Annotated in this window: 18 protein-coding genes; 10 read left to right on the top strand and 8 right to left on the bottom strand. The window is 69.3% G+C overall.

What is annotated here, in order from left to right; translation table 11 throughout:
* Window positions 1-21 precede the first annotated feature (21 nt).
* From ACFYRH_RS27695 to ACFYRH_RS27685, 3 genes are read right to left on the bottom strand one after another with little or no spacing between them, the layout of a single operon-like run.
* Entirely contained in the window at window positions 22-807 is a 786-nt protein-coding gene (locus ACFYRH_RS27695) for an ABC transporter permease (protein WP_387781397.1), read from the bottom strand.
* A 1-nt stretch (window position 808) separates the two neighbouring features.
* On the bottom strand, window positions 809-1,756 hold the full coding sequence (locus ACFYRH_RS27690; RefSeq protein ID WP_387781394.1) for an ABC transporter ATP-binding protein: 948 nt from the start codon (window positions 1,754-1,756) through the stop codon (window positions 809-811).
* 10 nt (window positions 1,757-1,766) lie between these two features.
* On the bottom strand, window positions 1,767-2,564 hold the full coding sequence (locus ACFYRH_RS27685) for a MerR family transcriptional regulator (RefSeq protein ID WP_387781391.1): 798 nt from the start codon (window positions 2,562-2,564) through the stop codon (window positions 1,767-1,769).
* 57 nt (window positions 2,565-2,621) lie between these two features.
* Here ACFYRH_RS27685 and ACFYRH_RS27680 point away from each other — a divergent pair, with 57 nt between their 5' ends.
* Window positions 2,622-4,199, top strand: coding sequence for an amidohydrolase family protein (locus tag ACFYRH_RS27680; RefSeq protein ID WP_387781388.1), 1,578 nt, complete (start codon window positions 2,622-2,624; stop codon window positions 4,197-4,199).
* On the opposite strand, the gene ACFYRH_RS27675 is transcribed toward ACFYRH_RS27680, so the two are convergent.
* A complete protein-coding gene (locus tag ACFYRH_RS27675) occupies window positions 4,200-4,928 on the bottom strand; it encodes an SDR family oxidoreductase (RefSeq protein ID WP_387781386.1) in 729 nt (242 codons plus the stop codon).
* Window positions 4,925-5,698: a CPBP family intramembrane glutamic endopeptidase gene (locus ACFYRH_RS27670; RefSeq protein WP_387781383.1), complete on the bottom strand. Its 774-nt coding sequence runs from the start codon at window positions 5,696-5,698 to the stop codon at window positions 4,925-4,927. The genes ACFYRH_RS27675 and ACFYRH_RS27670 overlap by 4 nt, the downstream gene beginning before the upstream one ends.
* A gap of 240 nt (window positions 5,699-5,938) precedes the next feature.
* Between ACFYRH_RS27670 and ACFYRH_RS27665 the strand changes: the two genes are divergently transcribed.
* The 7 genes from ACFYRH_RS27665 to ACFYRH_RS27635 all read left to right on the top strand — a co-directional run bounded on the left by ACFYRH_RS27665 (window position 5,939) and on the right by ACFYRH_RS27635 (window position 11,955).
* Window positions 5,939-6,547 (top strand): MarR family winged helix-turn-helix transcriptional regulator, encoded by a 609-nt coding sequence (locus tag ACFYRH_RS27665; protein WP_387781381.1) that lies wholly within the window; start codon window positions 5,939-5,941, stop codon window positions 6,545-6,547.
* Window positions 6,544-8,157: an MDR family MFS transporter gene (locus ACFYRH_RS27660; RefSeq protein WP_387781378.1), complete on the top strand. Its 1,614-nt coding sequence runs from the start codon at window positions 6,544-6,546 to the stop codon at window positions 8,155-8,157. Before ACFYRH_RS27665 ends, ACFYRH_RS27660 begins: the two co-directional genes overlap by 4 nt.
* 195 nt (window positions 8,158-8,352) lie before the next feature.
* On the top strand, window positions 8,353-8,946 hold the full coding sequence (locus tag ACFYRH_RS27655; protein ID WP_387781375.1) for a hypothetical protein: 594 nt from the start codon (window positions 8,353-8,355) through the stop codon (window positions 8,944-8,946).
* Window positions 8,943-9,239: a hypothetical protein gene (locus ACFYRH_RS27650; protein ID WP_387781372.1), complete on the top strand. Its 297-nt coding sequence runs from the start codon at window positions 8,943-8,945 to the stop codon at window positions 9,237-9,239. Before ACFYRH_RS27655 ends, ACFYRH_RS27650 begins: the two co-directional genes overlap by 4 nt.
* Window positions 9,240-9,362: 123 nt before the next feature.
* The gene (locus tag ACFYRH_RS27645) at window positions 9,363-9,944 is read left to right on the top strand and encodes a hypothetical protein (RefSeq protein WP_387781369.1); all 582 of its coding nucleotides are present in this window, start codon (window positions 9,363-9,365) and stop codon (window positions 9,942-9,944) included.
* Between the two features lie 8 nt (window positions 9,945-9,952).
* Window positions 9,953-11,116 carry a hypothetical protein gene (locus ACFYRH_RS27640; RefSeq protein ID WP_387781367.1) on the top strand — a complete coding sequence of 388 codons (1,164 nt, stop codon included), beginning with the start codon at window positions 9,953-9,955 and terminating at the stop codon, window positions 11,114-11,116.
* A 479-nt stretch (window positions 11,117-11,595) separates the two neighbouring features.
* Entirely contained in the window at window positions 11,596-11,955 is a 360-nt protein-coding gene (locus ACFYRH_RS27635; RefSeq protein WP_387781364.1) for a hypothetical protein, read from the top strand.
* A 372-nt stretch (window positions 11,956-12,327) separates the two neighbouring features.
* On the opposite strand, the gene ACFYRH_RS27630 is transcribed toward ACFYRH_RS27635, so the two are convergent.
* Genes ACFYRH_RS27630 through ACFYRH_RS27620 form a run of 3 tightly spaced genes read right to left on the bottom strand, consistent with a single transcriptional unit; the run spans window position 12,328 to window position 16,133 of the window.
* Complete coding sequence (locus ACFYRH_RS27630; protein ID WP_387781362.1) at window positions 12,328-13,581, bottom strand: AI-2E family transporter; 1,254 nt, start codon at window positions 13,579-13,581, stop codon at window positions 12,328-12,330.
* A gap of 30 nt (window positions 13,582-13,611) precedes the next feature.
* A complete protein-coding gene (locus ACFYRH_RS27625; protein ID WP_387781359.1) occupies window positions 13,612-14,982 on the bottom strand; it encodes a glutamate mutase L in 1,371 nt (456 codons plus the stop codon).
* Complete coding sequence (locus ACFYRH_RS27620) at window positions 14,979-16,133, bottom strand: cystathionine gamma-synthase (protein WP_387781356.1); 1,155 nt, start codon at window positions 16,131-16,133, stop codon at window positions 14,979-14,981. The genes ACFYRH_RS27625 and ACFYRH_RS27620 overlap by 4 nt, the downstream gene beginning before the upstream one ends.
* Window positions 16,134-16,314: 181 nt before the next feature.
* Here ACFYRH_RS27620 and ACFYRH_RS27615 point away from each other — a divergent pair, with 181 nt between their 5' ends.
* A complete protein-coding gene (locus ACFYRH_RS27615) occupies window positions 16,315-16,896 on the top strand; it encodes a hypothetical protein (RefSeq protein ID WP_387781353.1) in 582 nt (193 codons plus the stop codon).
* An 8-nt stretch (window positions 16,897-16,904) separates the two neighbouring features.
* Window positions 16,905-18,680, top strand: a complete 1,776-nt coding sequence (locus ACFYRH_RS27610; protein ID WP_387781350.1) for a hypothetical protein — start codon at window positions 16,905-16,907, stop codon at window positions 18,678-18,680.
* Window positions 18,681-19,264: the final 584 nt, after the last annotated feature.

Raw genomic sequence — 19,264 nt, 5'->3', positions numbered from 1 at the left:
CCCGTGCTGCAATCGTCCCCATCAGCCGATCAGCCTTTTCGTGAAGCCGCGGACGGCGAGCCAGGTGCCGACCAGGAACCAGGCCAGCAGGTAGACGATGTTGAGCAGCGCGAGCCACGGGTTCACGGTGCCGAGGCTCAGGCTGCGGCACAGGTCGACCGCGTGCCACAGCGGGCTGACGTAGGCCAGCCACTCGATCCAGTCCGGCAGCTGTGAGACCGGGAAGAACGCCCCGGAGAACAGGAACGCGGGCACCACGCCGAACCGGAAGATCATCGCGAACCCGGAGTCGTTGTCCAACGTCGTCGCGTACGCCGCGATCGGACTGGCGACCGCCATCCCGACCAGCAGCGCGACGAACAACCCGAGCACCCCGAGCGGCGACTTCAACCCGCCGAACAACGCGATGATCACCAGGAACACCGCGCACGAGCTGAATACCCGGAACGCGATGAACCCCAGCTGCCCGAACACCACGTCCGCCGGCCGCAGCGGTGTCGCGATCATCGAGTGGTAGAACTTCTGCCACTTCAACCCCGACATCACCGGGTACGTCGCCTCGCCGACCGCGATCTGCAACGCGGTCGCGGCCAGCAGCCCCGGCGCGATGAACTGCAGGTAGCTGACGCCACCGAGCGCACCCGTCCCGTTGCTGTCCACGAACGAGCCGAGCCCGATCCCCATCGCGGCCAGGTAGAGCATCGGCAGCAGGAAGCTGCTGATCATCGTGCCCTTCCAGGTCCGCTTGTAGACGGTCAGCCAGTAGTCGAACATCCGGCGACCGTTCTCCACTGCCATCGCGGTCATGTCAGTCCACCAGCGTCCGGCCGGTGAGGCGGAGGAACACGTCCTCCAGAGTGGAACGGCGTACCAGGACGGCGGCCGGCTGCAGACCGCGCTCGTGCACAGCGGCGACCGCGCGCTCGCCGTCGTCGGTGTACAGCAGCAGCCGGTCCGGCAGTACTTCGATGCGCTGGGCAAGGTCCTCGACCTTGCCGGCCAGTGCGTCGTGGTCGGCCAGCATCACGTCCGGACCGAACCGCAGCTCGGTCACCTCACGCGTCGAGTAGTCCCGGATCAGGTCGGCCGGCGAGCCCTCGGCCGCGATCAGACCGCCGTCCATCACCACCAGCCGGTCGCAGAGCTGCTCGGCCTCGTCCATGTAGTGCGTGGTGATGATCAGCGTCACGCCGGCCTGCTTGAGCCGGAACAGCTTGTCCCACAACAGGTGCCGCGCCTGCGGGTCGAGGCCTGTGGTCGGCTCGTCGAGCAGCAGCAGGTCGGGCTTGCTCACCAGGGAACGCGCGATCGTCAGCCGGCGCTTCATCCCGCCGGACAGCTCGTCGACCTTGACCTTCGCCTTCTCGGTCAGTGCGACGAACTCCAGCAGCTCGTCCGCGCGGCTGCGGCACTCGGCGCGGCTTAGCCCGAAGTACCGCCCGTAGATCGTCAGGTTCTCCCGGACGGAGAGCTCGGTGTCGAGGGTGTCGTCCTGTGGGCAGACGCCGAGCCGCGCGCGGATCGCCGGGCCGTCGGTCGCCGGGTCCAGACCGAGGATCCGCAGCGTGCCGCCGCTGGTCGGTGAGACCGCGCCGATCATCCGCATCGTCGACGACTTGCCCGCGCCGTTCGGCCCGAGGAAGCCGAACGCCTCACCCCGCCACACGTCCAGGTCGATTCCCCGGACCGCTTCGAAGTCGCCGTACGACTTCCGCAGCCCGCGGACATGGACCAGGGACTCCCGCTCGTCACTCACCTGCCCGAGACTAGACGGACCTGCGGACAGTTTTCTTGTCGTTTTGGGTGTAGCCGAGCCGGTGCACCGCGTACGCGCGGACCGCGGCCGCCAGCCACTCGGGCAGGTCCGCGTCGACAGAGGCGATGATCGCCCGCTGGTCCGCGTTCTCCACCAGCACGTCACCGAGGGCGTGGTACGACGCGGGCGTGGCCGGCCAGAGCTCCAGCACCCCCTCGTAGTGCTGCTGGGCCAGCTCCAGCGCCTCCGGCGAATCCGGCAGTACGCCGCGATCCCGCGCGGCCGCCATCCGCAACAGCAACCGCCGGCCCTCGTCCCCCATCCGCTCGTAGTCCTCGCGGGTCCAGCCCTCGGTCTCGCGCACCGCCTTCTCGAACCCTTCGGCGGCGCACTCACCGAAGCGTTCGGCGAGGTCGTCCCGGAACCGCGACCGCGCCTCCGTGAGCCCGGTGAAGAACTCCTCGTCGGTCACACTCTCGTCGCCCGACAGCCCCGCGATGGTCCGTTCGACCGCTCCGAGCATGTCGTCCAGGCGCTTCCGCTCCTGCAACAGCTGCTCACGATGACCTCGTAGCGCGGCGACCTCGTCGTCCTGCTCGTCCAGGATCCGCGCGATGCCCGGCAGCGGTACGCCGAGTTCGCGCAGCAGCAGGATTCGCTGCAGCCGGATCAGTTCGGGCCGGCCGTAGTACCGGTAGCCGTTCGTCGCGATGCGGCCCGGTGGGAGCAGACCGATGGCGTCGTAGTGCCGCAGCGTCCGTACCGAGACACCGGCAAGCCGGGCGACCTCGCTGACCGTACGTTCCACCACACCTCCGAAAACAGGTTGGAGTATGACGCTACGTCACCCTTTAGCGTCCGGGACATGGCATTCACCATCCTGCACACCAGACTGGTCGACCGCGGCGCAGTACTACCCGCGGACTGCCTGCGCGTAGCGCACGGCCGCATCACTGCGATCGGCGGCGCGGACATCGCCCACCCCGGCGACTCGGTGATCGACGGCGCCGGTCTGACTCTTCTACCGGGTCTGATCGACGCCCACGTGCACCTGGCGCCCGGCTGCACCCAGTTGGCTGCGACGTTCGGTGTCACCACACTGATCGACCAGTTCAGCATGCCCGAGGTGATCGACCGGGTGACGCCGCGATCGTCGGTCCGCACCTCGAGCATCGGCGCCACCGCGCCGGGCGGTCACCCGACGATCGCGTTCCCACCGATCCCCTACGTCACCGGACCGGAGGACGCGAAACAGTTCGTCGCCGATCGGGTCGCCGAGGGCGCTGACCACCTGAAGCTGATCTACGACGACGGCTCCGGCGCGATGCTGAACATCCCGACGCTCGGTTCAGCCACCGTGCGAGCACTGACCGACGAAGCTCACGCTCACGGACACACAGTGGTCGCGCATGTCTCCACGGCCGCCGGCGCGGTGCAGATGGCGCAGTGTGGTGTCGACGTACTCGCGCATGCGCCGTCCGACCCCATGTCGCCGGCGGACATCGAAGCGGTCGGTGGTCTCGCGGTGATCGCGACGCTGGACGTCATCGACGGCTTCAACGGCCCGACCGGTCATCTGCCGTTGCTGGACGAGCCAGAGCTGATGGCACGGATGCCTGCACGCTGGCGGCGAGTGCTGGACCACCAGTCCCGCCGCTGGATGCCACCACAGCCACCAGACGGTACGGCGGCCCGCGCCAACACGCTGGCGCTGCAGAGGGCCGGCGTACCCGTGCTGGCTGGGACGGATGCGCCGAATCCCGGTCTGGTGTTCGGAGCGTCACTGCATCGCGAGCTGGGGCATCTGGTACGTGCTGGGCTCACGCCGGCCGAAGCGCTCGTTGCTGCGACCAGTGCGCCGGCTGAGGTGTTCAAACTGGCGGACCGTGGCCGTCTCGCCGTCGGAGCGCGCGCTGACCTCCTGTTGGTGGACGGGGACCCGCTGGAGGACATCAGTGCCACACAGCGGATTCGCCAGACCTGGGTGGGTGGTGAGGAGCCGGCTCGCTATGCGGGGACCGCTGTGGAGCTGGCAGGCATCCATTTCCTCGGTGAGACGACGGCCCGCATCGTCAAGGCGTTGAAGGAGCAGTGGCCCGGATTCCCGTCACCGGAGGATGTGGTGCGGGAGGACGGCGAGGTACTCGGACGGGTAGTACCTGTGACCGGCGGGTGGTTGCCGACCACCGTCTTCGGTGCGGCGCTCGGACCGGTGAGTGATCGGGACGGAGCGGTCCAGACAGTCGAGGCAGAAGGGCTATCGAGCCTGACGGAGCCCTGGTGGGCGCGGACGGACGGACCGGACTGGCAGGAGGTTGTGCTGGTCGAGGCGCAGCCGGATCGGGTCCGGCTGCGCTGGAAGGACCCGCTGGTCGAGCAGGCGCCGAGTGGTCAGTGGTACGACCTGACCGACATCGACGTGGCCCGTGCCCGCCCGAACTGATCAGCCGCGGCCCACGTAAGGCATCCCGGCCGCCATCACGGTCAGCGTCGGCACCGCGACCGTGGTGGGCAGGTCGGCGATCCGGACCACGAAATCGGCCACGATCTTCGGGTCGAACGTCGGCTCGACCGCGATCGACCCGTCCGGCTGGAGCACGCCCTGCTCCATCCGGGCGGTCATTGCGGTCGCAGCGTTCCCGATGTCGATCTGGCACGCGGTGATGCCGTGCGCCCGGCCCTCCAGCTCGAGGCCCTTGGTCAGTCCGGTCATCGCGTGCTTGCTCGCGGTGTACGCGATCCCCTGCGGCCGCGGCACGTGGGCCGAGATCGACCCGTTGTTGATGATCCGCCCGCCCTTCGGGTCCTGCCGCAGCATCAGGTCGAACGCCGCCTGTGCGCACAGGAACGACCCGGTCAGGTTCGTGTCCACCACGCGCCGCCAGTCCGCCTCCGCCACGTCCTGCACAGCTGCGGCCGGTGAGCCCGTGCCGGCGTTGTTCACCAGTACGTCGATCCGCGGGAGGTCACCGAAGAACCGGCGTACCGCTGCTCCGTCGGCGACATCGAGGACGGCGAACTCCACCTGACCGCCACCGAGCTCGACCGTCTCCTTCAGCTTCTCCTCGGTCCGGCCGGTCACCCACACCCGGTACCCGGCCGCGGCCAGCGCGAGCGCCATCTCCCGTCCGAGCCCCGAACCACCACCGGTCACCACGGCCACCCGTGTCATAGCGCCACCTCTCTGCGTCGTCGAACTGCCGTCCAGGATGGCAGCAACGCCGCGGCGACCACCGTCAGGACCAGCAACTCCAGCCAGACGCCCTTGCCGAGCGGAGGAACCAGCTCCTCGGTCAGGTTCCACGCCGCATGCACGAGGATCGCCGCCGGTACGCCGCCCCGCAGGCGCTCGCTGACGAACAGCATCACGAAGGTGAGCGGAAACAGCTCGAGGAAGAACGTCAGCCCCTGCTGAGTGAACAGTCCGTCGTCGTGCTGGCCTGTGCCGTTCAGAAAGTACAGCGGCAGGTGCCAGACACCCCACGCCGCGCCGAGGATCGCCGTCGTCCCGAGCGGACCGTAGTACTGACGCAACCGCGGCTGCACGTACCCACGCCAGCCGAACTCCTCCGACACCGGCCCCGCCAGGAAGGTGTACGCCGCTGCGCCCAGCACTCCCCCGGCGCCAGAGACAACAGAAGCAGCGTGGTCGGGCAGCGCCGGCAGATCGCCCATCAGCGCACAGGCCACGAGCGGCGCGACCGCACCGAGCCCAACCGCAGCCAGCGGCCACACCAACGACCACCTGACGACCGGCCGCCCCTCCCGGTACCGCAGCCACATCACCAGCGCTGCGAACGACGGCCCCGAAGCCGCCAGCGCGAACACCAGCGACCCCACCCCCTCGTCGGGATCCACACCGAGTACGCCGAGCACTCCCCACGGCACCCAGGTCAGGACGAGACAGATGACGCCGAACTCCAACAGCCTGCGCTTGATCACCGCCCAAGCCTCGTGGCGGGCGCAGGTACCGGCGAGGGTGCTGGACCGACCGCTGTTGGGGGATCCAGCACCCTTTCCGCGTCACAAAACGCCACCCTCCGCCGTCGGATCAGTGTGCGGACGTCTCCTTTGACTGCGGACAGTGATGGCTTCACGACTGAGAGCAAATAAGTGGCGACTCAGCTGAAGACCTTGGAAACTCATTTGCGTGTATCACGCAAGCATGTATATGCTTGCAGCATGCAAGTAAACGACGCGTACGCACCACAGACCCCGATCGAGGGTGTCATGCACGCGTTCACCCGGATCGGACGCCGGCTGAAGGCCAAGCAGCCCGGCGACACGATCGACCACAGTGCGCACGTCGTGCTGTTCGCACTCCGGTGCAACGGTGCGCTGCGGCTGTCCGACCTCGCCGCGCGGCTGGAGCTGGATGCGTCGACCGCCAGCCGGCACGTCCGCTCGCTGGAGCAGCTCGGCCTGGTCCGCCGCTCCCCCGACCCGGACGACGGCCGCGCGTTCCGCGTCGAGCTGACGGAGCAGGGCATCGAGCAGTGGGAAGCCAGTGCCCGGCACCGGATGGAACTGCTCAGCGCGGCGATGGAGGGCTGGTCCGAGGAGGACGTGCAGACCTTCGAGCGCTTGATGACCCGCTTCGCGGACGGCGTGACCGCCAACACCGAAGCCCCCAGCAGCGCCGCCTGGGCCGACAAGGGCTGGGCCGCGGTAGCACCGCGACTGCAGCCGTCGACCCCCGCAGAGCGCAGTACCGACACCACAGACTCCACGGCCGACGGAGACCCCGCCTCCCGTGAGAACACCGACAAGAACCTGGAGAGCACCAGATGAGCACCACAGAGCCCGCCACCGCCGGCGGAGCTTCAGTCACTCCGGACGGCGGCCCCAATTACCTGTCCCACAAGCAGATCCTGGTCGTCCTCGGCGGACTGATGGCGGGTATGTTCCTGGCCGCCCTGGACCAGAGCATCGTGGGTACCGCGCTGCCGCGGATCGTCAGCGAGTTCAACAGCCTCGACAAGCTGTCCTGGGTGGTCACGGCGTACCTGCTGACCTCGACCGCCTCGACCCCGTTGTGGGGCAAGGTCTCCGACCTCTACGGCCGCCGCCCGCTGTTCATCGCGGCGATCGTCACCTTCCTGGCCGGCTCCGTGCTGGCCGCCATGTCGCAGAACATCGAGATGCTGATCGGCTTCCGGGCCGTCCAGGGTCTGGGTGCCGGCGGCCTGATGTCGCTCGCGTTCGCCACCATCGGCGACGTGATCCCGCCGCGTGAGCGCGGCAAGTACATGGGGTACTTCGGTGCCGTCTTCGGCCTGTCCTCGGTGGCCGGCCCGCTGCTCGGCGGTCTGCTCACCGACGGTCCCGGCTGGCGGTGGATCTTCTGGATCAACCTGCCGATCGGTCTCGTTGCCCTCGGCATCGTCGCCGCCGTGCTGAAGCTCCCGCACACGAAGCGCTCGCACAAGATCGACTACCTCGGCGCCTCCACGGTCGCCGCGGCGGTGACCGCGCTGCTGCTGGCCGTCTCCTGGAGCGGCCCGACCAACGGCTGGGGCACCGGCACCACGATCGCCCTGCTGGCCGGGTCCGTCGTGCTCGCCATCGCGTTCGTCTTCATCGAACTGCGGGTCGCCGAGCCGATCATCCCGATGGACCTGTTCAAGGGCCGGATCTTCTCCGGGTACGCCGGGTTCGCGTTCCTGCTCGGTTTCGCGATGTTCGGTGCGCTGATCTTCCTGCCGCTGTACCTGCAGGCGGTCAAGGACCTGTCGCCGACCCGCTCCGGCCTGGCGCTGCTGCCGATGATCGTCGGCATTTTCTCCGCGTCGATCCCGAGCGGTCAGCTGATGAGCAAGACCGGTCGCTACAAGATCTACCCGATCATCTCCGCGGTCATGGTCGGCGCCGCGATGGTTCTGCTGTCCACGCTGAGCCTGAACACGCCGTACTGGCAGCTGGCGATCTACATGTTCGTCATGGGTGCCGGTCTGGGTCTGTCGATGCAGATCACCGTCACCGCGGCGCAGAACAGCGTGCCCCGGCAGCACATGGGGTCCGCGACCTCGACGATGACGTTCTTCCGCTCGATGGGTGGCGCGATCGGCACCGCGGTGTACGGCGCCGTACTGACCAGCCGGCTGAAGACCCACCTCGGCGACATCATCCCGAACGCCACGCAGTCGATGGTCGAGGGACTGGCCAAGGCGGCCAACAGCGTCCAGGCACTGCACGCGCTGAAGGAGCCGTTCAAGGGCTTCGCACTGCACGGCCTGGTCGACGCGATGGACGACGTGTTCCTGGTCTCCCTGCCGTTCCTGGCGATCGCACTGGTCATCGCGATCATCACGCCGGAGCAGCGGCTGGCCGGCCGCAACGACGGCCCGAAGGCCGACGGCGAGGAGTCGCTGGAGTCCTCGGCCGCCGCGGCCATGCACTGACGGGTACCCGTCTGCGCCAGCCGCGTCACCGAACTGAGACCGAACGACGGTTGACCTACCCGACAGCCGCCCTGGGAAGCTTCCCAGGGCGGCTGTTCGCATGATGCCCACGCATCGGGCCGCCGTCTGACCCCACCGGGGTCTTAGTTTCGACAGCAGAGTGTGCCGTACCGAACGACAGGGACTGCCCCACGGATGAAGACACTGGACCGGCCATTGGACGACGACGACCGGGCGATGGCGGACATCGCCGACGTCCGCGACTGGCGACGCCTCGGCGGACCACAGACCGGCGCGACCGGCGCCGTACCGGTCCGGCGACTGATCCGACGGGTGAAGTCGGCAACCAACTGGAAGCCGTGGCCGATCAACCGCCGTACCGTCATCGACGACCAGCTCGACGGCTGGGGTTTCCTGACCCGCCGCAACACCGAACTGGCGGTGTACGACGACCAGGTGCTGCCGCACAGCCCGTTCAGCGGCTGGGTCGCGTTCGCGATCGAGCCCGCCGACATCGACGCCGCGGCCGCCGGACTGGACGAGCACTGGCCGGAGAAATTCGACCTCGCCTGCCGGCACTGGGGACAGCCTTCGTACGTCGGAGTGGAGAGCAAGACCGGATTCGTCGACGACTGGGCGCCCGGTGCCGGCATCGACCGACGGCACCTGGCGGTCTGGACGCCGCCGGGCGCGGAGATCCACCTGTACAGCAACAAGCCGACCGCGAGACCGCTGTCGGTGTCTGTCGGAATCAACTACACGGTCTACCTCGCCGAGGAGGGGACATGAGAAGCGCAACGACCGACCGGTCCGCCCAGCGTGACCTCCAGTTCGCCAACGTCGGAACTCCGCCGGATGGCCCCACAGTCGACCAGGCGACGCTCACCCGGTTGGCCCACGGCCGGGCTGCGGCCGGCGCCGAGCAGACCGCCACGCCGCCGACGCTCGACGCGAGCATGCGCGCCGGCCTGACGCCACGCCCCGGCCAGACCCGCTCCACCGGAGCCACCGGTGAACGCCAGCGAACCGGTGGAACCTCCCCCGCCAACCGCACGTCGGACCGCAAAGGCCCCGCCCGCTAACGCCGGCACACGCCCCTCAGTCCCCAGTTATCCACAGGTCCGGAATCGCCCCACCCCTGACCCCAAATCCGCCGTACGGTTTCGAACGACGGCTTGAGTCACAACGGAAGGAACAAGCCCGGAATGAAGACCCTGGACAGGCCGCTCGACGAGGACGAACGCGCCTTCGCCGACTTCGCCGAGATCAGCGACTGGTCGCCGATCGCCGGCCCGCGCGGCGACAAGAGCGGCCCCGACGTCGTCCGCGCCGTCGTGCAGCGGGTCACCTCAACCACCGACTGGCAGCCTTGGCCGCTGCAGCCGGGCGAGAAGATCGACAAGGCGTTGGCCTCGTGGGGCTTCACCACCAAGCGGGGCAGCACCATCATCGTGTTCCCGGGAATGGCCTTCGCCGACGCGCAGAACGCCGGATGGTGCGCCTGGGACATCGAGGCTGGTGACATGGCCGAGGCCGAGGCCGGTCTCGACGCCCACTGGCCGGACCACCTCGAGCTGGCCCGCAAGTACTTCGGCGACCCGGACTACATCGGCGACGACAGCACGCCGGGCTTCCTCGACGACTTCGGACCGGGAGCTGGGGCCGACAAGCGGCACCTCGCCGCTTGGATGCTGCCGGGCGCTCACCTGCGGCTGTTCAGCACCAAGCCCACCACCAATCCGCTGACCACGGCCGTCGGCGTCAGCTACGCCGTCTACATCGACTAGGAGACGCAATGACTACCCCTTCCGAAGGCCCCGGCTGGCCGCAGGGCAGCTGGTCGGAATCCGGCGACTGGCTGCGCAACCTGAACGAGACCGAGCAGGCGAACCTCCGGACCTTCGTCGGTATGTCGCCGGAGCAGCGGACCGCCTCACTACGGTTCGCGAACCTGGACGAGCGCCGCCAGGACAATCTGATCCGGATCTCGGACAAGGACCCGTTGAAGGACCGCGTGAATGCCGCGGTCCAGGGCGCCGTGGCCCGGGTGCACCTGACTTATGACCGGACGCAGGCGCGGCTGAGCGAGATGGCGACGTCGCTGGCCACCCAGGGCCGGGCGTACCGCGACGCTGCGGTCGCCAACGCGCGGAGCGCGCGCGACACCGCCGTCCAGGGCGCGCGGGACACGCGGGACGCTGTCGTCGGCGTCGGCCGGGATGCGCTCGCGGCCGGACGCGAGCGGGCCACGGAGTTCGGCCAGCAGGTCGCGGCGACGTACCAGGCTGGGCGTGACCGGGCGACGGAGTTCGGCCAGCAGGTCGCCGGTACTTACCAGGCCGGCCGCGAGCAGGTCGTGGACATGGCGCAGCGCGGGCAGGCCCGGCTCGATCAGGCTTGGACGGCCGGTGCGGATCGCGCGAACGCGGCACGGGAACAGTTCGTCGCCGGCGCTCGCAGTGTCCGGGACAGCACCCTGCAAGGTGCTCGGAACACCCGGGACACGGTCGTCGGCGCCGGCCGCGACGCCATGGCCGCCGGGCGCAACCGGGTCGTCCAGGTCGGCCGTTGGGCGTCCGCGAAGCTCGACCAGGCCATGCTGAAGGCCGAGAGCTCGCTGGCCAGCGCCAACATCAACCGGCACAACATGGCCCTCCGTGGACCGGAGGGGACGCAGGTGATGACCTCGAAAGATCGTCTCGAGATGTCCCAGCGGTTCAGCGAGGCCATGAGCGCGCCGAGTCTGGAAGAGCAGAACCGGATCATTCAGGGCATGGCTCAGGAGACCCAGGCCCGCGTGGACGCGGCGACCGCTGCTCGCATGCTCGGTGGCGTGGCGCCGGCGGCGCAGGCTGTCGCGCAGAGCCCGGCGCAGCCCGCCGAGCAGGGTCAGCAGGGTCAACAGCCCGCTGCGGACCTGACCAAGCGCACCGACAAGGGCTCAGGCATCGACCGCTGATCCCAAGCACGCAAAAGACGCCGCCGAGGCCAACTCGGCGGCGTCTTTGCTTGGTGCCCGGCAGAGCGGCCTCATGAATCCGCTCCAGCTCCGGATGGCCACACCCGACCTACAGGCCCTGGCCGAGTCCGCGCTTCGTGCTGGCCGGCGGTTACGCCCTCCGGGCTCACGGCTTCGGCAACCGTGACTCCGACGACATCGATCTGTTCACCGACGATCTCGACCCCATCCACTTCGCCGAATCCGTGTCCGGTACAGCCGGGACGCCCTGCTCGAGTTGGCCGACCATCGCGAGGCCCTGCCCCTGGACCGGAGATGCTCGCGGGCCAGCCTCGCGCCGGACGCTGCCTGCCGGACTCCGGGTTCATCCGGTACGGCGCCACTCCCGGACAGATCGCGAACATCCGGCGTACACGCCTCGGAGTGGGCGCGACGCTCAGCGACCGCGGGATGGACGGTTCGACTGGGACGGTGAGCTCATGAGTGACAAGCACGAGGCGCGGCCCGGCGACACCTACGCGTCGATGATCCCGTACATGGTGCCCCGCTCGCTGGACCAGCTCCAGGGGCCGGCTGCCGGCGTCATCGATCTGCCCACGCGGCTCGACTGGGGACCGAACCCCCGGTACGACCTCGCCAAGATCGACGAAGCGACCACCCTGTACAACAAGGTGATCAGCGAGGCGTCGACCGTTGACGACCTCGCCGAGTTCCTCAACCGCGAGATGCTGGTCGCGCTGTGGCCGCGGCTGCGGCTCCCCCGACACTGCGCGGATCTGTGGAACCAGGCCTTCCCGCAACTCGCCACGGGCGGCCAGTCCACCGCATCTCGGGGATGAAGCCGGCAGCTGTGCCGAGTGTCGCGCAGTAGGCGGGGGATTGGGAGACACGCCCCAGTCCCTAGTGCCGTGACAAGAAACGTTGCGGTCGTCCATCAGCTCAGCGCGCCCCCCCGGGCCCGGCACCCCAGCCAGGCACCCCGGCCAGGCAATCGAGGGGTTCACCCCTGATGTTGTCCCTGAGCAGTTGGCATGCGGTGTGGGAACGGACCATCTCCGAGGTGAACCACCCAAACGGCGCCACGGCGCCACGGCGGCGCGACGGCGCGACGGCGTGTGCAGAGCCGGCTGAGGTCATCGCTGTCAGGGACGGCAAGGGCCTCACAACCGAAGGTTCTTGACGCGGCACTAGCGGTTGCCGTGGCGCGGCGGTCAGTCCTCGGTTGTTGCCGGGGTGTGGTTGTTGCGGCGTCTGGGGAGGGGTCTGGGGGGTTCGGGGTCTACGTCGTTGCCGGCCAGGTGGTTGACGATGGTGTTGATGACGGCGGCGGTCGGGACGGCGACCAGGGCGCCGACGATGCCGGCGATGACGACGCCGGTGGCGATCGCCAGGATGACCGCGAGGGGATGGACACTGACCGCGCGGCCGAGCAGGAACGGCTGCAGGACGTGTGCCTCCAGCTGCTGTACGCCGATCACCACCGCGAGCATGACGATCGCGACAATGGGACCCTTGGCAACCAACGCGACGAGGACCGCGACGATACCGCTGACCAGTGCGCCGACGACCGGGATGAACGCGCCGACGAACACCAGGATGCCGATCGCGCTCACCAGCGGCAGCCCGAGGATCGCCGCGCCGAGTGAGATCCCGATCGCGTCGACCGCGGCGACGATCACGGTGGCGCGGACGAACGCCGTCAGCGACACCCACGCCTTGCGGCCGGACGAGTCCGCCTTGCCGCGGGCGCGGCGCGGGAACAGTCGCACCAACCACGTCCAGATCTGCTCACCTTGGTACAGGAAGAAGAACAGGCAGAACAACGCGATGAAGAGTCCGGCGACGACGTGCGTTGCCGTCGTACCGACTGCTGCTGCCTGTTGGCCGAGCGCGCCGCCGGACGTGAACTGCTTCTGGATCTGTTTGAACAGGTTCGTGATGTCGGAGTCGGTGAGGCCGAAGTTGATCCGGGCCAGGTCGCGGAGCTTCTGCACACCCTCGCCGACCTGGTTCGACAGGTCCTCGAACTGACCGGCGATCTGCGTCCCGACCAGGGTCAGCAGGCCGGCGATGACGATGATCGTCGCGATCACCGTGATCCCGGCCGCCGGACCGCGCGGTAGGCGGAGCTTCTGCAGCCCGTTGGTGACCGGCACGAGCAGCGCGGTGAGCAGGATGCCGACAGTCACCGGTACGACGACCTCGGACAGGTACCGCATCGTGTAGCCGATCACGGCCACGGCCGCCACGACGACCAGGAACCGCCACGCCCAGGCGCTGGCGATCTCCATCCCCGGCGTGACCCCGGTGTCCACCCGCCTGCGTTGGGTGGACGCCCCGGGCTCGGCCGCGCTGCTCTTCTCGAGCACCTCGTTGTCCGCGATCGGACTCGGATCGTCGCGGACCTCGTCCTGCCTGGCCTCGTCGCGCGTTCCGGCGTCGTCGTGCCGCCCCGTGTCGCTCATCCCACCTCCGCAACTGTGCTGGTGATGAGACTAGTGCCCGCGCGTACCCGTTCCATGAATGTGCGCGGCCAGCCCTTCGGCCGCCTTGGGCGTGTCGTCAGCCAGCAGCCCCACACCGGCCAGCACGTAGTCCGTGTCGACGCAGACCTCCGCGCGCTGCGGGACGAGCCAGCCCTCCTCCTGCGCGTTGGTCCCGATCGAGCCCAGGATCCGGGCCGCCACCTCCGGCGGGTTGTGCCGCAGCACTCCCCCGGACCCGACCAGCAGGTCCACCTCGCGCAGGTCCTTCCCGGACCGCTCGATCACCCGGCCGCCCGGCCCGAACACGATCCGCTGCCGTCCCGCGTGCCGCCGGAGCGCGACCGTAGCGGCCACGCTCGCGAGGCTCTCGTCGTACGACGCCTCTCGCGCACTGTCCGGAAGGAACGACGGATCCGTACGCCGCAGCTCGGCCGCCGACCGCAGCTCGCCCGCGTCCGCGACCAGGCCGGCCTCGACGGCCGCGTCGACCACCGGTACGGCACTCCACCGCATCCCCAGGTCGCCTTCGACGGTCCGTGTGACCGGATGGGTGGCGACCACCTCACGACCGAGGTTCGCGTCCTCGGGGTCGAGCTCGATCACCGAGTGCACGTCGGTGGTCGCGCCGCCGATGTCCACGACCGCCACGTCACCGTGCAACCCGGCGAGCACCTCGACACCCCGCAGTACGACGTCCGGCGTCGCGGCGCGCACCATCGCCTGGAACCCGGGATCACGCGAGAGGTTCTTGCCGCCGATGACGTGTGCCAGGAACATCTCCCGGATCGCCGCCCGCGCCCCGTCCGGCGCGAACACCCCGATCTCCGGTACGACGTTGTCCGCCAGCACATGCGGTACGCCGGCCGCGGCCAGCGTCGCCGCGATCTCGGGCCGCGCCTCGACGTTGCCCGCGACAACGACCGGTTTCCGCCAGCTGTACTTCGCGAGCGTCTCGGCCGCCTTGAGCAGAACCGCCGAGTTGCCGCCGTCGGTCCCGCCGAGCAGCAGTACGACGTCCGGGCGGTCCTTGCGGAGCTCCTTCTGGGTCGTCGCGGTGAGTCCGCCGCTCACGACGGCCACGACACGACCGCCGCTCGACAGCGCGACCCGCTTGCCCGCTTCCGCGGTGACGAGCTCTTCGTTGCCGACGACACCGATCCGCAGTCCCCCGCCGGCGCTCGAACACGCCAGCACCTCGGCCTTGGCGACGCCCCGATCGACCGCTTCGAGGGCAGCCCGGCACGCGTGCCAGCCCTCCATCACGTCGGTGCCGATCGTCGTCCGGTGCTCGGCCCGGGCGACCAGGTCGCCCGAGCCGGAGTCCACCGCGATCGCCTTCGTGAACGTCGACCCGAAGTCGACGGCCACTACGAGGCTCACGCCATCGCGCGATCGAGGTCGAGGAGCAGGTCGTCGACGGTCTCGATGCCGACGCTCAGCCGGATCAGGTCGGCCGGGACCTCCAGCGGGGTGCCGGCGACCGAGGCATGCGTCATCTTGCCCGGGTGCTCGATCAGGGACTCGACGCCGCCGAGCGACTCGCCGAGCGTGAAGACCTCCGCCTTGTTGCAGATGTCCAGCGCCTGCGCCTCGCCCCCGCGGACCCGGAAGCTGACAATTCCGCCGTACCGCTTCATCTGCTTGGCGGCGGTCTCGTGGCCGGGGTGCCCGTCGAGACCCGGGTACAGCACCTGGCTGACGGACTGGTGCCGCTCGAGGAACTCGACGACCTTCTCGGCGTTGTCGCTGTGCCGGTCCATCCGGACGCCGAGCGTCTTGATGCCACGCAGGACCAGCCAGGAGTCGAACGGACCGGCGACCGCACCGATGGCGTTCTGGTGGAAGGCGATCTTCTCCGCCAGCCCGGCGTCCCGCACGATCAGCGCGCCGCCGACCACGTCGGAGTGCCCACCCATGTACTTCGTCGTGGAGTGCACGACCACGTCCGCGCCGAGCTCCAGCGGCTGCTGCAGGTACGGCGAGGCGAAGGTGTTGTCGACGACCAGGAGGGCGCCGGCGTCATGCGCGATCTGGGCGACGATGGCGATGTCCGCGACGTTCAGCAGCGGGTTCGTCGGCGTCTCCAGCCAGACCACCTTGGTCTTACCGGGCTGGATCGCGGCCCGGATCGCCTCCGGGTGGGTGACCGCGGCGGGCGTCATCTCGACACCCCAGTTGCTCAGCACGCGGGAGAACAGCCGGAACGTGCCGCCGTACGCGTCGTCGGGGAACACCACGTGGTCGCCGGGCGCGCAGATCGAGCGGATCAGCGTGTCCTCGGCGGCGAGGCCGCTGGCGAACGCGAACCCGCGGCTGCCCGCCTCGATCGCGGCCAGACACTCCTCCAGCGCGGTCCGGGTCGGGTTCGCCGACCGGGAGTACTCGTAGCCGTTGCGGAGCCCGCCGACGCCGTCCTGCTTGTAGGTACTGGTCGCGTAGATCGGCGGGACCACCGAGCCGGTGGTCGGGTCGGGCTCGTTCCCGGCGTGGATGGCGAGCGTCTCGAAGCCGTAATGGTGTTCCGTGTTCACCGGACCAGCGTACGGCCTGGTCTGCTCGGCCCCGCCGGGCCGTCCACCGGGACGAACTTTGCGGGATCCAAGTTGTCCACAAGCGCGTCGTACCAGGTGGCGAATGACCCACTCCGCCGCCTACGGTTGCGCACAGAGGGTTGCCGGCAGGCAACCGGGCAGGAAGGGACCTCAAGGCCGGATGAAGACGCAGGACAGGCCCCTCGACCAGGACGACCTGGCGATGGCGGATCTCGCCGAGATCCCGGACTGGACAGTGATCGCGGGTCCGGACGGCGACGAGGCCGGTCCGGCGGTCGTGCGTGCCCTCGTGCACCGGGTGATGGGTCAGACCACCTGGCAGCCCTGGCCGCTGCAGCCCGGCGAGGTGATCGACCCGGAGATGGTGTCGTGGGGTTTCACCACCCGGCGCGGTACCACGATGATCGTGTTCGACGGTCTCGCGTTCGCGGACACCCCGGACAGCGGCTGGTCGGCGTACGACATCGGTCCGGACGACATCGCCGCCGCCGAGGCCGGTCTGGACGAGCACTGGCCTGCCAGCCTCACGCTCGCCACCCGGCACTGGGGGCGGCCGGACTACGTCGGCCACTCGAGTAGCCCCACCTTCGTGGACGAGTGGGAGCCCGGCGCCGGGATCGGCCGCCGGCACCTCGCCGTCTGGCTGCGTCCGGGCGCCCAGATCCACCTGTACAGCACCCTGCCCAGCAAGGACCCGCTGACGACGTCTGTCGGGGTCAACTACGCCGTGTACATCGACTAGGAGACCTGATGAGCGAGCCCTCCGCCGCGCCCCGCCAGAAGGGACGCTGGTTCGCCGGCGCCCGAGGCACGAAGAAGCTCAAGGCCACCTATGCGCTGGCCCAGAGCGAGGCGAAGAAGTTCGACCGGGCGACCCGGGCGCGGGCCAGCCGGTTCACCCCGGCCGAGCTGGCCGTGCTGGCGAAGGCAGCCGTCAACGCAGGCGTCGACCAGCAGCGGTACGGCGATCTGGCGCAGGAGACCGGTCAGCGGTTCACCGACCGGATGCGGGCCACGGAGCCTCGGCAGCAGGCCCCGACCAGGAACCCGTTCCGCCGGATCGCGCGCGCCTGGAACGAGCGGCGACAGGTCCGACAGGGAACGAAGAACATCAAGGCCGCGATGGCGCTCAACCTCAAGGATGCGCGGAAGTCCGACCTCGGTATCCGGAGGGCGGCGGGGAACAACCGGAACCTGTCCAGGGTGGAGCTCGCCGCCGCGATCAAGGGGCAGTTCCAGGAGGCGCTCAATCCGGAGGTCTACGGCCGGCAGCAACAGGCGCCCCCGGGGCAGGTTCAGGGCCAGGGGCAACAGGTTCAGGGTCAGCAGGGCCAGGGGCAACAGGTTCAGGGCCAACAGGTTCAGGGCCAAGGTCAGCAGGTTCAGGGTCAGCAGGCTGGTCAGCAGCAGGCGGTGCAAGGAAACGAGCGCGCCCAGGCGATCCAGCGGTTGATCGCGGCTCAGCAGCGGATGGTCAGCACGGTCGCCGAGATCAATCAGTTGAGCACCGAGATCCAGCAGATGATCAACGCGGACCGCAACGCGCTCGATCAGCAGTCCGCCGACCTCGCGCAGGCGAACCAGCAGTTCAACCAGGCGATGGCCCAGCAATTCCAGGGTCAACAACCCCAGCAAGCTCAGCAGCCGCAGCAGCCGGAGCAAGGTCAGCAAGGTCAGCAGCCGCAGCAGCCGGACCCGGATCTGCACAATGTGCAGTTCGTGGCGCCCGTGCAGCCCGAGGCGACGCGACCCGAGGCCGCGCAACCCGAGGCCGCGCAACCCGGGGCCGTACAGCCCGAGGCCGGGAAGGGGGAGGCCGGGCCGGAGGAAGCCGCGCCAGAAGGGGCCGGCGGGAACCCGCGGGAGTCCGGTGGTGAGGTGAGCGCCGACGGCGAGCAGGCCGCTGAAGGCACGCAGCCCGAACGGGCCGCGCAGCCGGAGCTCACCGAGGAACAGCAGAAGGCGGCGCAGGCCGCGGCAACGCCGGAGCGGAACGAACGGTGGACCCAGCGGGCAGCTGACCCCGAGGCCGCCGCTGAGAACCCCGCCCGTTCGCAGGTCGACCCCCAGGCGCAGCAGCAGGGCCAGGGCGACAACACCGGCCAAGTCCAAGGCGACAACGCGACCCAAGTCCAGGGCCAGGGCAACAACGCGGCCCAGGTGCAAGGCCAAGGCGACAACCCGGCTCAGGTCCAGGGCCAAGGCGACAACCCGGCTCAGGTCCAGGGCCAGGGTGGCAACGCGGCTCAGGTCCAGGGGCAGGGTGGCAACGCGGCTCAGGTGCAGACCCAAGGCGACAACTCCGCTCAGGTGCAGGGACAGGGTGAGTCCACAGGGGAGCAGCAGACCGGGGCGGCCAAGGACGGTGCCGATTCGATGCGGCTGGCGAGCTCTGGTGTCAGCGGGCCGAAGGCCTCGGACCCGAAGAAGGCTGCGGAGACCGCGCAGAGCGCAGGCGAGGACACCACCACCCGCCAGCAGCCCGCCCAGGGCGCGAGCAAGACAACCCGCAACGGTCGCGAGTGACCACGAACCTTCCGGGCCAAGAACCACCGCCCAGAAGCTGACCACACGCTGAACCACGAACGCCGCCGGAACCCCGGCGGCGTTCGTTGGTAGTTACCGCACCCGTCCTGACCCCGGCGGCGTTCGTTGGTGGTTACCGCACCGGTCCTGACCCCGGCGGCGTTGGTGGTCACCGCACCCGGCCCGACCCCGGCGGCGTTGGTGGTCACCGCACCCGGCCCGACCCTGGCGGCATTCGCAGTTACTAGTGCCGCGTCAAGAAACCTTCGGGTTGTCAGGCCCTCGCCGTCCCCGCCAGCGATGACCCCAGCCGCCTCTGCACACGCCGTCGCGCCGCCGTTTGGGTGGTTCACCTCAGAAATGGTCCGTTCCCACACGGCATGCAAACTGCTCAGGGACAACATCAGGGGTGAACCGCTCAAATGCCCGGCCGGGGTGCCTGACCGGAGCGCCTGACCGGAGCGCCTGACCGGAGCGCCTGACCGGAACGCCTGACCGGAACGCCTGACCGGAACGCCTGACCGGAACGCCTGACCGGAACGCCTGACCGGAACGCCTGACCGGAACGCCTGACCGGAACGCCT

This window comes from Kribbella sp. NPDC004875, from assembly GCF_042873375.1.
Taxonomy (GTDB): Bacteria; Actinomycetota; Actinomycetes; order Propionibacteriales; family Kribbellaceae; genus Kribbella.
Note: the sequence above shows the minus strand (reverse complement) of the source record. Positions and strands in the feature narration are given on the sequence as shown.